This is a genomic window from Pectobacterium odoriferum (assembly GCF_009931295.1).
Classification (GTDB): domain Bacteria; phylum Pseudomonadota; class Gammaproteobacteria; order Enterobacterales; family Enterobacteriaceae; genus Pectobacterium; species Pectobacterium odoriferum.
Window position 1 is genome coordinate 3,663,089 of the sequence record NZ_CP034938.1, and the last position, 11,176, is coordinate 3,674,264.

General features: G+C 49.4%; 6 protein-coding genes, 2 tRNA genes, 1 rRNA gene and 6 pseudogenes. 5 read left to right on the forward strand and 10 right to left on the reverse strand.

What is annotated here, in order from left to right; genetic code table 11:
- The first annotated feature begins 3 nt into the window (after nt 1–3).
- Nucleotides 4–2,085: a class 1b ribonucleoside-diphosphate reductase subunit alpha gene (gene nrdE, locus EO763_RS16465; protein WP_244322098.1), complete on the forward strand. Its 2,082-nt coding sequence runs from the start codon at nt 4–6 to the stop codon at nt 2,083–2,085.
- A 24-nt stretch (nt 2,086–2,109) separates the two neighbouring features.
- Nucleotides 2,110–3,072: pseudogene (gene nrdF / locus EO763_RS16470) on the forward strand (class 1b ribonucleoside-diphosphate reductase subunit beta).
- 110 nt (nt 3,073–3,182) lie between these two features.
- Here the strand turns inward: nrdF and EO763_RS16475 are convergent.
- Both EO763_RS16475 and dnaQ read right to left on the reverse strand, forming a co-directional pair.
- Nucleotides 3,183–3,259: transfer RNA gene (locus EO763_RS16475), tRNA-Asp, on the reverse strand.
- 171 nt (nt 3,260–3,430) lie between these two features.
- Nucleotides 3,431–4,168 carry a DNA polymerase III subunit epsilon gene (gene dnaQ / locus EO763_RS16480; RefSeq protein ID WP_161529599.1) on the reverse strand — a complete coding sequence of 246 codons (738 nt, stop codon included), beginning with the start codon at nt 4,166–4,168 and terminating at the stop codon, nt 3,431–3,433.
- Between dnaQ and rnhA the strand changes: the two are divergent.
- A pseudogene (rnhA, locus tag EO763_RS16485) lies at nt 4,122–4,689 on the forward strand (ribonuclease HI). The gene dnaQ and the pseudogene rnhA sit on opposite strands and share 47 nt — an antisense overlap.
- Nucleotides 4,690–4,708: 19 nt before the next feature.
- Here the strand turns inward: rnhA and EO763_RS16490 are convergent.
- Nucleotides 4,709–5,417 (reverse strand): annotated as a pseudogene (locus EO763_RS16490) (class I SAM-dependent methyltransferase).
- A gap of 43 nt (nt 5,418–5,460) precedes the next feature.
- Between EO763_RS16490 and gloB the strand changes: the two are divergent.
- Both gloB and mltD read left to right on the forward strand, forming a co-directional pair.
- Nucleotides 5,461–6,214, forward strand: a pseudogene (gene gloB, locus EO763_RS16495) (hydroxyacylglutathione hydrolase).
- 71 nt (nt 6,215–6,285) lie between these two features.
- A pseudogene (gene mltD, locus EO763_RS16500) lies at nt 6,286–7,660 on the forward strand (murein transglycosylase D).
- Between the two features lie 59 nt (nt 7,661–7,719).
- Here the strand turns inward: mltD and EO763_RS16505 are convergent.
- The 7 genes and pseudogenes from EO763_RS16505 to rrf form a co-directional block, all read right to left on the reverse strand.
- Entirely contained in the window at nt 7,720–8,517 is a 798-nt protein-coding gene (locus tag EO763_RS16505) for an endonuclease/exonuclease/phosphatase family protein (protein ID WP_161529601.1), read from the reverse strand.
- A gap of 136 nt (nt 8,518–8,653) precedes the next feature.
- Nucleotides 8,654–8,827 (reverse strand): IS3 family transposase, encoded by a 174-nt coding sequence (locus EO763_RS23665; protein WP_244322006.1) that lies wholly within the window; start codon nt 8,825–8,827, stop codon nt 8,654–8,656.
- Between the two features lie 81 nt (nt 8,828–8,908).
- Nucleotides 8,909–9,046: pseudogene (locus tag EO763_RS23960) on the reverse strand (hypothetical protein); the annotation flags it as partial.
- Nucleotides 9,047–9,165: 119 nt separating this feature from the next.
- Nucleotides 9,166–9,291 carry a transposase gene (locus EO763_RS23965; RefSeq protein ID WP_161530423.1) on the reverse strand — a complete coding sequence of 42 codons (126 nt, stop codon included), beginning with the start codon at nt 9,289–9,291 and terminating at the stop codon, nt 9,166–9,168.
- Nucleotides 9,292–9,369: 78 nt separating this feature from the next.
- A protein-coding gene (locus tag EO763_RS16520; RefSeq protein ID WP_244321988.1) for an IS3 family transposase occupies nt 9,370–10,595 on the reverse strand; the annotation gives its coding sequence in 2 pieces (ribosomal slippage) (nt 9,370–10,253 and nt 10,253–10,595; 1,227 coding nt in all).
- 221 nt (nt 10,596–10,816) lie between these two features.
- Nucleotides 10,817–10,893 (reverse strand) — tRNA-Asp (locus EO763_RS16525).
- 52 nt (nt 10,894–10,945) lie between these two features.
- Nucleotides 10,946–11,061: ribosomal RNA gene (rrf, locus tag EO763_RS16530) — 5S ribosomal RNA — on the reverse strand.
- Between the last annotated feature and the right edge of the window lie 115 nt (nt 11,062–11,176).

Below are 11,176 nucleotides of genomic sequence, written 5' to 3' on the forward strand. Positions count from 1 at the left end.
GCGATGCTCAACCTCTACGACGCAGAGGGGAATATCCAGTTCGAGATGGATAAGCTCGCGGCACGCCGTTATTTCCTACAGCATGTGAACCAGAACACCGTGTTCTTCCACAATCTGGAAGAAAAGCTGCGTTATCTGGTTGAAGAAGGCTACTACGAAGCGGACGTGCTGGATCAATACCACTTCGATTTCATCAAAAGCCTATTCCAGCAGGCTTACGCTCACAAGTTCCGCTTTCAAACCTTTCTGGGTGCGTTCAAATACTACACCGGCTATACGCTGAAAACCTTTGACGGCAAACGCTATCTGGAACGCTACGAAGATCGCGTCTGCCTCGTGGCACTGACCCTCGCCAAAGGGGATACTGCACTCGCTAGCGCGCTGGTCGACGAGATCATCAGCGGACGCTTCCAGCCAGCCACCCCCACGTTCCTCAATTGCGGTAAAAAGCAGCGCGGCGAACTGGTCTCCTGCTTCCTGCTGCGCATTGAAGACAATATGGAATCGATTGGTCGCGCGATTAACTCCGCGCTTCAGCTCTCAAAACGCGGCGGCGGTGTGGCCTTCATGCTCACCAACATCCGCGAGACCGGCGCGCCGATAAAACGCATCGAAAACCAATCGTCCGGCATCATCCCGATCATGAAAATGCTGGAGGATGCGTTCTCCTACGCCAACCAGCTTGGTGCGCGTCAGGGCGCAGGGGCGGTGTACCTCAATGCGCATCACCCGGATATTCTGCGTTTTCTGGATACCAAGCGGGAAAATGCCGATGAAAAAATCCGCATCAAAACGCTGTCTTTAGGTGTGGTCATCCCCGATATCACGTTCCAGTTGGCGAAGAATAATCAGGTGATGTACCTGTTCTCGCCGTATGACGTCGAACAGGTTTATGGCGTGCCGCTGTCAGAAATTAGCGTGACCGAAAAATACCACGAGATGGTAAACGACAAGCGCATCCGCAAATCCCAAATTAAGGCACGCGAATTCTTCCAGATTCTCGCTGAAATCCAGTTCGAGTCCGGTTATCCCTACATGATGTTTGAAGATACCGTGAATCGTGTGAACCCAATTCACGGCCGCATCAATATGAGTAACCTGTGCTCTGAGATTTTGCAGGTCAACGAGGCCAGCCTGTACGACGACGATCTTGGCTATCGCCATATTGGTAAAGACATCTCCTGTAACCTCGCTTCGATGAATATCGCCAACGCGATGGCCTCGCCCGATTTCGGTCAGACAGTTGAAATGGCAATCCGCGCGCTGACCGCCGTTTCCGATATGAGCCACATCAGCTCCGTGCCATCCATCGAGAAAGGCAACGACCAATCGCATGCGATTGGTTTAGGCCAGATGAACCTGCACGGCTATCTGGCGAAAGAACGTATTTTTTACGGTACAGAAGAAGCCGTTGATTTCACCAATATCTATTTTTACACCGTCGCCTTCCACGCGATTCGGGCATCGAATGCGTTGGCAATAGAACGGAACCAGCGTTTTTCAGGCTTTGAACTCTCCAAATACGCCACAGGCGAGTATTTTGATAAATACATTGAGCAACGCTGGGAACCCACAACGGCGCGCGCACGTGAGCTGTTTGAACAGGCTGGCATCCACATTCCCACTCAGCAGGACTGGGCGGCACTGCGCGAATCTGTTATTGCGCACGGCATTTACAACCAGAACCTGCAAGCGGTTCCGCCGACCGGTTCGATTTCGTATATCAACCACTCGACATCCAGCATTCACCCGATTGTGTCACGTATCGAAATTCGTAAGGAGGGCAAGATCGGTCGCGTCTACTACCCTGCTCCTTATATGAACAATGACAATCTGGAGTATTACCAGGATGCCTATGAAATCGGGCCGCAGAAGATTATCGACACCTATGCCGCCGCCACGCAGCACGTCGATCAGGGGCTGTCGCTGACGCTGTTTTTCCGCGATACCGCCACCACGCGCGACATCAATAAAGCGCAGATCTACGCCTGGACCAAAGGCATTAAGACTATTTATTACATTCGCATACGGCAGATGGCGCTGGAAGGCACCGAAGTTCAGGGCTGCGTGTCCTGTGCGCTATAAGCCATCGCGGAAGGAAATCGAAGCATGACCGCACTCACTCGCGTCCAGGCGATTAACTGGAACAAAATTGAAGACGACAAAGATTTGGAAGTCTGGAACCGGCTGACGTCTAACTTCTGGCTGCCGGAAAAAAGTGCCGCTTTCTAACGATATTCCGTCGTGGAGTACGCTGAATGCTCACGAGCGTCAGTTGACGATCCGCGTGTTCACCGGCCTAACGCTGTTAGATACCATCCAAAATACGCTGGGCGCGCCGACGCTCATGCCCGATGCGGTGACACCGCATGAAGAAGCCGTGCTGTCTAACATCAGCTTTATGGAAGCGGTGCATGCCCGCTCATACAGCTCTATTTTCTCGACGCTGTGTCTACCAGCGAAGTTGATGATGCGTATCGCTGGAGCGAAGAGAATACGGCGCTACAGAAGAAGTCCGACATTATTCTGTCGCACTACCGCAGTGACGATCCGCTGATGAAGAAAGTCGCCAGCGTGTTTCTGGAATCATTCCTGTTCTACTCTGGGTTCTATCTGCCAATGTACTGGTCAAGCCGCGCCAAACTGACCAACACAGCGGATTTGATCCGACTGATCATCCGCGACGAAGCGGTACACGGCTACTATATTGGCTACAAATTCCAGCGCGGGGTGGCGAAGGCCGATCCCGCTCGTCAGCAGCAGGTGAAAAATTTCGCTTACGATCTGCTACAGGATTTGTATGACAATGAGGTGTTGTATACGCAGGAACTCTATGACGGCGTCGGTTGGACGGAAGACGTGAAGAAATTCCTCCACTACAACGCGAACAAAGCGCTGATGAATCTGGGCTATGAAGCGTTGTTCCCCGCCAGCATGACGGATGTGAATCCCGCGATTCTCTCGGCGCTATCGCCAAACGCTGATGAGAACCACGACTTCTTCTCTGGCTCAGGTTCATCTTATGTGATCGGTAAAGCCGTCAACACCGAAGACGAAGACTGGGACTTCTAAAAAAACGGCCACCGCGTTCTGGGTGGCCGAATTTTTTCTACAGCCCTTTTTCTACAGAGCCAGAAATGAAAAAACCCTGAATCATTGCTGATTCAGGGTCTTCATATAAGTGGCGGAACGGACGGGGCTCGAACCCGCGACCCCCTGCGTGACAGGCAGGTATTCTAACCAACTGAACTACCGCTCCACTCGCGCTCATTGAGCGGGATGAATACTAAGATGATGGCACTATTACGTCAATGCTTTTTATAACTAACCGCTTCTGTTTGCTTATAATTTCATCTTACTGGCTATTCTCTCACCCACGGTGCGATCAACCGATTCTTTTTACTGCGCAAAGGACGATATTACGGCAGTGCTATTCTGCCCGCCACAGGCAACTACCGCCTTTTTTAGCAATCAGATCCAGACGTTGTTCATGCGCCAACAGCTCTGCCTCATCAGCGTAAAGTACCTTTAACGCCGATTGAGGGCGGACGATTCTCTGGATCGTTTCGGTATTCTCGCTCTTCTGCTGCGTTTCACCTTCCATAGAAAAAGTCAGAGACGTTTGACCGCCAGTCATCGCCAGATAAACTTCTGCCAGAATCTCGGCATCGAGCAATGCGCCGTGCAGCGTACGCTTGCTGTTATCTATCTGGTAGCGATCGCAGAGCGCATCCAAACTGTTACGCTTACCGGGAAAAATCTTCCGCGCCATCAACAGGCTATCGGTGATCTTACAGAACGTCTCCGTCTTGGGAAGATCTCGGTTCAGCAACCGAAATTCGTAATCCATAAAGCCGATATCAAACGTCGCGTTATGAATGACCAGCTCCGCGCCACGGATAAAATCGAGGAACTCATCCACGATATCGGCATACGTCGGATAGTCAGCAAGAAACTCATCGCTAATACCGTGTACGTTATACGCTTCGGGATCGACTAAACGATCGGGTTTGATATAGACGTGAAAATGACGGCCAGTCAGGCGGCGGTTAATCACTTCGACCGCACCGATCTCGATAATTTTATGCCCTTCGTAGTGAACCCCCAGCTTATTCATACCGGTGGTTTCTGTATCCAGGACGATTTGTCGCGTAATTTCAGTGCTCATCGTTTTCGTTTTATGTCAGACTTGCCGTTTTTACCATAAGGGAGAGTCTACCAGAGATGCGCAAACAGGTAGAAATTTTCACCGACGGATCTTGCCTCGGTAATCCCGGCCCCGGCGGCTATGGCGCCCTGCTGCGCTACAAGCAGCACGAAAAAGCGTTAAGTGCAGGTTATCGTCTTACGACGAATAACAGAATGGAGCTGATGGCTGCGATTGCAGCACTTGAAACACTGACTACCGCGTGCGATGTGGTGCTCTGCACTGACAGCCAATATGTTCGTCAGGGAATAACCAGTTGGATTCATAACTGGAAAAAACGTGGCTGGAAAACCGCCGACAAAAAACCGGTCAAAAACGTCGATCTCTGGCAAAAACTGGATGCCGCGATTCAACACCATTCCGTGCAATGGGAATGGGTAAAAGGACACGCTGGGCATCCTGAAAACGAGCGCTGTGATGAACTCGCTCGCGCAGCCGCAAGTGCACCAACGCTTGAAGACACCGGTTATCAGGCTGAGTAAATCACCGTAGGCGTCCGCCTCATCTCCGATATATCTTTGTTGCGCCCACCGTGCGGCGCACTGATGCTTTGCGCAACCTCGCCCTCATCGGCGTAAACGTCAGCGGAATGGTGCGCTTCCGGGCAATAATCAGCGTCAGGCACCCCAGCATCGGAATATGTTTATTCAACTTCCCCTTGTTTCTTCGCCATGGCGTAACGTGAAAATGGGTTTGATGGATAACCTCATAATTCAATACTCCCAGCCAGTCCGTAATACGCATTTGAGTAAACATGCGGCTGCAATAAGGGTGTTTTTTATTGAGTCTGGGGATCAGTTTACCCAGACCAACCAGACTGATCGGGTTAAACGTGCTCAGAATTAGCCAACCGTCATCGATCAAGACACGATCAACCTCCCGCAAAATACGGTGCGGGTCCGATGAATAAGACAGCGTTTGAGCAAGCAAGCAGGCATCGATCGACTTTTCAGAGAAAGGTAATTGATGAGCATCTGCTATAACCTGAAGATTACACCATGTGGAGCAACATTAACCTGATGCGCAATCGCGCACTCTGTTACATGGATTCCCGCGCTTAGCGCTCCTACCTTAATAAGATGAAAACCAAGAGTTTTGGCCACCATGGCAACAAAGCCAGTTCAATCGACTCGCGATAAAATTGCCCGCAGGTGATATAATCCCATGAATCAGGTGCAACCATGGTCTGAGGGGTTCGTGCTAATTTCATCTTCTGTTCTCGTCCTCAGGCTGCTAGAAAAAAAGGGTGATGAATGAATCTTATCAGTATCCCCGCACTTCAGGACAACTACATTTGGCTATTGAGCAATAAAGAAAACCGCTGTGTGATCGTCGATCCTGGTGAAGCGACCCCAGTGCTTAATGCGCTCGCTCAACACTCACTTTTCCCCAAAGCAATCTTACTCACTCACCATCATAATGACCATGTAGGAGGCGTCAGTGAGCTCCTCAGGCATTACCCTAATCTGCCTGTTTTTTGGTCCAAAAGAAACCGCTAAATGCGGCGCAACCTACCTGGTGGAAGAAGGAAATACCGTCTCTTTGTTAAATTCGGAATTTTCTGTAATTGAGGTTCCAGGACACACATCAGGTCATATTGCTTACTACAATGCGCCATTTTTGTTCTGTGGTGACACCCTATTTTCAGCGGGATGCGGTCGTATTCTTGAAGGCACACCGAGACAGATGGAATCAATTCAAAAAAATAGCGAAACTCCCTAATGATACGGTAGTGTCTGTGCTCATGAATACACACTATCAAACTTAAGATTTTCTAATGCGATATTGCCAGAAGATCCCAATATTGAAGCTTATCTCCATGAAATCAGTCAGATACGAGAAAAATTGCAGTCTAGCTTACCTACCACATTAGGGCTGGAGAGAAGAATTAACCTATTCCTACGCTGTCATGAAATTGATTTAAAAAGGAAATTATCAAAGAAACCTGAAGATATAGAGAATTGGCAAGTTTTTGAGATGCTACGCAGCAAGAAAGACTGCTTCTGAAGGTTTAGGTTGTGCTATTCATCTAATCAAAGTATCCTTGCTCGTCTTTTTAAGCAACTATTGACCAACATATGAAGGCTAAAGCGATGCTCATCGCCTCAGTCTTGCTGGCGGGTTGTCAGGTCTCACCACATGACACCTCGCAACCTAAACAGCATGCAACAGAGTTTGTCTTCGGCAAGTCAAAGTGAAGCAGGAAAGTACACAGATGGCCGAAAGGCCTCCGCGCGATGGTTAGATGACGATAGCCTCGCGCAACGAGATCTGTGGAACTTCATTGGCGACGAGCTGAAGATGGAGGTTCCGGAAAACGCCCGGATCCGCGAACAAAAAACGCGTTATTTGAAAAATAAGAGCTATCTCCACGATGTAACATTACGGGCAGAGCCGTACATGTACTGGATAGTCGAGCAGATTAAGCAACGTAAAATGCCGATGGAACTGGTACTGCTACCCATAGTGGAGAGCGCTTTTGATCCAAGTGCCACATCATCCGCCAATGCCGCTGGGCTATGGCAGATTATCCCTGGCACAGGACGTAATTATGGTTTGAAACAAAACCAGTGGTACGACGGACGTCGCGACGTGATTGCGTCTACGACAGCTGCGCTGGATATGATGCAACGACTTAACACAATGTTTGATGGCGACTGGTTATTGACAGTTGCTGCTTATAACAGTGGTGAAGGCCGCGTCATGCAGGCGATGAAAGCGAATAAAGCAAAAGGGAAATCAACCAACTTCTGGGCACTGGCGTTACCGCGTGAAACGTCGATCTATGTTCCTAAGATGCTGGCTTTGAGCGATATTCTTAAAAACAGTAAGAAGTATGGCGTGAGCCTACCGCAGCCCAATGAAAGCCGTGCATTAGCAAAGGTCGAGCTGGGGCAGCAGATAGAATTGACACAAGCCGCTGAGATGGCTGGTTTGTCGTTGAATAAGCTGAAGAGCTATAACTCGGGCTATAAACGTAATGTTACCGCGCCAAATGGGCCACATTACATTATGGTTCCTAAAGCTCACGTTGAGCAGTTGAAAGATTCACTGGCTGATGGTGACATCGCAGCGATTCAACCAACACGCTTAGCGCAAACACAGTCAACGCCAGCATCACAGCAGTATAAGGTACGCTCAGGTGATACCTTATCAGCCATTGCGGCACGGCTTAATGTCAGCACGAAAGATTTGCAGAGCTGGAACAATTTACGTAGCGCAGGTGCGCTCAAGGTTGGTCAAACGCTGCAAGTTGCCAAAGCTTCAGGCAATAGTAGTTCTATCACCTACCAGGTTAGGAAGGGTGATTCACTGGCAAGCATTGCCAAACGTCACGGTGTAAATATCGCTGATGTGATGCGCTGGAATACGGTTATCAACAAGAATGCCAATATTCAGCCAGGCGATCGTCTGACGCTTTATGTTAGCAGCAATATAAAACCTGATTCTTAACGTCATATCAGAATCAGTAATGGAAAACAGCCCTCCTACAGATGTAGAGGGCTGTTTTTTTATAGCGATAAACTCAGGCTAAATTCGACGAGCAGTGGGTTGTGATCTGAGGCCTGAGTCACTAATACAGAAGACTGGTTAACAGTCAGCTCACGGTAAAAGACGAAATCGAGTGGTCGACCAAAAGCCTTGCGCCGGTGGTCATCAACGAAATGTACCTCCTGCAGCCCCATCCTTGCCGCAAACCGATTAAGTGCGTTGATACGCTGCTGGCTCCATGCATTAAAATCTCCAGCCATAATAGCGGGCCCCTGATGATGTACAAGTTGCTCCCCAATTGTAGCCAACTGCTTAGTATAAACCTCAACACCAAAGCTAAAGTTAACCGCATGGATATTAATAACCATCAGTCTTTGGCCATTTTGAAGCGCGTAGACCGTCACCAAAGAGGACTTAGCCAAACGCAACAAGGGTTCCCTTTCACGTAAGGGGCAGCAATATACTGGCTGGGCTGCTGATAGCGTCATTACACCGGATGGATGTTGCGGGAGGATAATGGCGGGGACCTGATCGGCTGAGAGGTAGTTGGTGGTTGCAAAACGGATGAGCTCTGGCGTACTTTGCGCTTCCTGCAACAGGACTAATTGGGTACCTTTGCCAAAATTCTGCAATACGGAAAGCCAATTCATTCGTTGCTGCTTAAAAATGTTCCACACCATTACACGTAAAACATCCCCCTCCAGCAACAATGAGCCTGTCGGTAGCACTTGCCCCGGATAATGCATTTCCCCGGGAGGAAAGATACGTTCAGCTGGTTGGCCGGCAACATACCTCATTGCATAGGTTCTTTTCCGCACGCCTCATCCACTATCAGTTTCAATACACCAAATACCCTATCAAAAAAGAGCCCACTTCCGTTATAAGAATTTTATCGCCGACTTGCAATGTACGCTCAGTGATAGGTGATCTGTCCCTGAAATTACTCCCACCTAATTACGCCATCATTTCATAATCCACCGGTGTTTGATAACCCCGCGTTGAATGGTTGCGACGACGATGATAAAACACCTCGATATAATCGAATATCACGTTCAGCGCCTCTTCTCTGCTGACAAACGCTTTTCCACACATCAGCCCCGTTTTCAGCGTGTGATAAAAGCTTTCCATTACTGCATTATCGTAACAGCAACCCTTTCCACTCATTGAGCAGCGTAAATCGTTATCTTTCAGCACGTCCCGATATCGATGGCTCGCATATTGACGCCCTCTGTCCGAATGCGCTATCACCTGCCTTGTCGGCTTTCGCCGCTTTATCGCCCTCTCCAGTGCCTCAATCACAACCTGAGTGTTCAGTCTGTTACTCAGGTTCAGGATGTCGTCAGCCACCTGTCGTTGACTGGGTGTTCGGTTGCGTCATGAGCGATAACCCCGCATGCTGACATTGAGCAACAGGCAAATGCGTTTCACCGCATGGAAAGCCGATAACTGAGTGACCATGGCGTATTTTAGCGGCTTTCCCGCGCAAAGCCCCCCGCCTTATCCTGATAGAGTTTTTTCCAGTTGTAGAGCGTGTTCTCTTTAATATCAAGCTCCTGTGCTATACGGGCAACAGGCTTGCCGCTTTCGAGCAGTCACGCGACAGCTCTGCGCTTGAACTCTGGGGTATATTGTTGTCTCGTCTGGAGTTGCCCCTACTAAAACGGACACGGCTAATTAGCAGCTAACATGGCATCGCGATATTCGCGTGGGGATTTCATATTCAGCCCCTTGTGCGGATGCAGGTTATTATAGTCCTCCATCCATTCTGCCATTTTTTCCATCACTGATACTGCATCCGGCAGGTCATTTACGTAGACGTAATCCCGCTTGAACGTCTTGACGAACGATTCTGCCATGCCGTTGCTTTCCGGGCTACGTACTGGGGTGGTACACACGATGAACCCCAGTGAACTGGCGAACGTACGCGTGGCATCGGCTATGTAGCAACTGCCGTTATCAGTCAGCCATTCTACTGCATGTGGGACCATCAGTGCGTTACCGAACCGCTTCTCCAGACTTTCTGTCAGCAGATCCTGTACCATTACACTGCTGATACCCCCTGTGGTGGCACTCCAGCCGATAACCTCTCGGTCACAGCAGTCCAGGCTGAACACCACTCGTACCACTTCACGGTTCCAGCAGCGGATTTCAAAGCCGTCAGAGCACCACCGGGTATCCGGTTTCAGTGTGATCACACTACCGGTATGGTTGCGGTGTTTTTTCTCATGACCCGATTTTGCCAGCAGCAGGTTATGGTGTTTCATGATCCGGTATATCCGCTTTGGATTTACCCGGCGACCGTCTTCCTTTAACCTGCGATTCAGATGTGCGGTGACCCTGCGATAGCCATTTGTCGAGCGCTGGCTGCATATCTGTCTGATTGATGGCAATAATTCCTCATCCGCTTCTTTGCTGTAACGCGCCATACGGGGCAGTCGCTGCCCACTCAGGCGTTCATAAAGATTAGAGCGTGATACCTGCAGTACCTGTGTTATCCGGATTAGGGGATATCGTCCGGTGGCAGCAATGGCATGCGCGATATCAACTTTTTTGACTGCGCTATCTCCAGCGCATCGCGGAGGATTTCGGCTTCCATTGTTTTACGTCCCAGCATCTGCTCAAGCTGTTTTACCTTTTTTTCCAGTGCCTTAACTTCAGCAACACTGACAACGTCATCGCCAGCAGCGATCGCAGATTGGCCACCTTCGTTCATAAGTCGTTTCCATTTAAAAAGCAGACTGGGTGTAATGCCATATTGCCGGGCAACCAGAGAAACGGAATAGCCGGGTTGCATGGACAGCGCAACAAAACGGGATTTTTCTTCGGCAGTATAACGGCGTCGCTTCTGCTCGCCAGTGATCACTTCGATTCTTTGCACAAGACACTCCTTAAACATAGGTCTATGCCTATGTCTTATTGATGAAGTGTCCGGTTTAAATGGGGGCTACTACATCGTCATTGTGACCTCGCTTTCGTTGACTGATTTGAAAACAAGGTGGGCATTAAATCAAGGACAGATCAGATCGACAAAACAAAGAGGAAGATTCATCTAAAAATTCTAATATTCAAATATGAAAAAAGCCCTAAGCTAACGCTTAGGGCTTTTTTCATAATAAGTGGCGGAACGGACGGGGCTCGAACCCGCGACCCCCTGCGTGACAGGCAGGTATTCTAACCAACTGAACTACCGCTCCACCGAATTTCTCTACAACCACCAGATTGCTCCGGCTTACTGCTTAATTTGATGCCTGGCAGTTCCCTACTCTCACATGGGGAAGCCCCACACTACCATCGGCGCTACGGCGTTTCACTTCTGAGTTCGGCATGGGGTCAGGTGGGACCACCGCGCTATCGCCGCCAGGCAAATTCTGTTTCATCCCAACCGTTGCACTTAAGTTGCTTTCGCTTCTTATCTGTACAACCATCAGAACCAATCTTTGAACAAGCTGAGTATTGTCTTTTGAGTCATCTCAAAAC

Bases quoted from the DNA above. Each gene is read 5' to 3' on its own strand.
- nrdE (WP_244322098.1), top strand. From the start codon at position 4: ATGCTCAACCTCTACGACGCAGAGGGGAATATCCAGTTCGAGATGGAT.
- dnaQ (WP_161529599.1), bottom strand. From the start codon at position 4,168: ATGAGCACTGAAATTACGCGACAAATCGTCCTGGATACAGAAACCACC.
- EO763_RS23665 (WP_244322006.1), bottom strand. From the start codon at position 8,827: ATGGAAAGCTTTTATCACACGCTGAAAACGGGGCTGATGTGTGGAAAA.